Origin of the sequence: Pantoea sp. CTOTU49201 (assembly GCF_032054795.1) — a bacterium.
Taxonomy (GTDB): Bacteria; Pseudomonadota; Gammaproteobacteria; order Enterobacterales; family Enterobacteriaceae; genus Pantoea; species Pantoea symbiotica.
In genome coordinates, this window is sequence record NZ_DAMBSA010000229.1 from 6,380 (window position 1) to 7,608 (window position 1,229).

At 47.9% G+C, this 1,229-nt stretch carries 1 protein-coding gene, 1 tRNA gene and 1 pseudogene; 2 read left to right on the plus strand and 1 reads right to left on the minus strand.

The window, feature by feature from the left end; genetic code table 11:
* Window positions 1-239 (plus strand): annotated as a pseudogene (locus tag RTY00_RS15695) (LLM class flavin-dependent oxidoreductase); the annotation flags it as partial.
* A gap of 140 nt (window positions 240-379) precedes the next feature.
* Here RTY00_RS15695 and RTY00_RS15700 read toward each other — a convergent pair.
* Window positions 380-455, minus strand: a tRNA-Asn gene (locus tag RTY00_RS15700).
* A 507-nt stretch (window positions 456-962) separates the two neighbouring features.
* Between RTY00_RS15700 and RTY00_RS15705 the strand changes: the two genes are divergently transcribed.
* Window positions 963-1,229: substrate-binding domain-containing protein (locus RTY00_RS15705; RefSeq protein WP_312665072.1), on the plus strand; the 267-nt coding region annotated here is incomplete at its 3' end.

A 1,229-nucleotide genomic window follows, 5' to 3' on the forward strand; every position in this document is an offset into this window, starting at 1 on the left:
CCGAAGAGACCGGCCACTGGTTTGTCGCCGGTACGCCAGTAACTTTGGCCGATGCCATTGAACAGCGCTACCGCGCTGGGGTGCTGGATGTGATTTCACTGCATGGACTCGGCCAGCCCGATCAACAGGATTTGCTGCTCAACGGCTTGTTGCCAGAACTGCGGCGCCGCCAGCTGATCGATAGCGATTATGTCGGCAACGATTTCCGCAGCAGTTTGGAGCTGGCTGCGTTGGCGTAGCGGCAGGTAGTAACCAGGTCGCCATTAATGGCGACCCTACGAAATGCACCGGAACTGTAGGGGCGCCATTTATGGCGACCTAACAAAACCCTAAATACACAAAAGCCCGCTCAGGTTTCCCTGAGCGGGCTTTCTAAATTTGGCTCCTCTGACTGGACTCGAACCAGTGACATACGGATTAACAGTCCGCCGTTCTACCGACTGAACTACAGAGGAATCGTGTGAACGAGGCGCATATTAGCGATGCCGATCCCCGTTGTCAAAGCCCGACTGCACACTTTTGGTTTAAGTGCGCGTAAAAGCAGCGGAATGCTGCTTTTCTGCCTTGAATGATCAGATTCTAAACTGCCAGCAAGATCTCACTTTAAACGCAATTCCTTTGAGATGTTAGAGGCATGTCAAAGTTTTGTTATTTGCCGATTTTAAAACAATCATTTCAGTGCTTTTATGATGAAAGTTTCAAATGTCAATCGGATGAAATAAATGAACTGCTTATCATCACCTGCGAAACGACTTCATTCATCTGAAATGGCATTTCGAAAATAACTGGCTGATAAGTAGTGAGTTACACAGAAATGATGCAGTAAACCGATAGCGTTAGACCAGAAGCCTTACCTCTACAACCACAAAAAAAACGCCAGCGACGTTGAGTGAATGTAAAAGATATTTTTCATTCGCGGTATCAGCCAACCTGAGCATGTTAACGAATAAGAAGGGTTACCTATGAAATTCAAAAAAGCGTTATTAACTTCCCTGTTAGTTTGCATGTTACCTGCCGCAGTGATGGCAAAAGACCTTCAGGTTGGCGTTTCTATGGCGCTGTTTGATGACAACTTCCTCACCATTCTGCGCACCGCGATGCAGAAAGAGATGCAAAAAGACAACATTAAGGGCCAGGTTGAAGACGCTAAGGGCGACGTGGCACAGCAGCTTCAGCAGGTGCAGAACTTCATTGGTCAGGGCGTTGACGCCATCATCGTTAACCCGGTG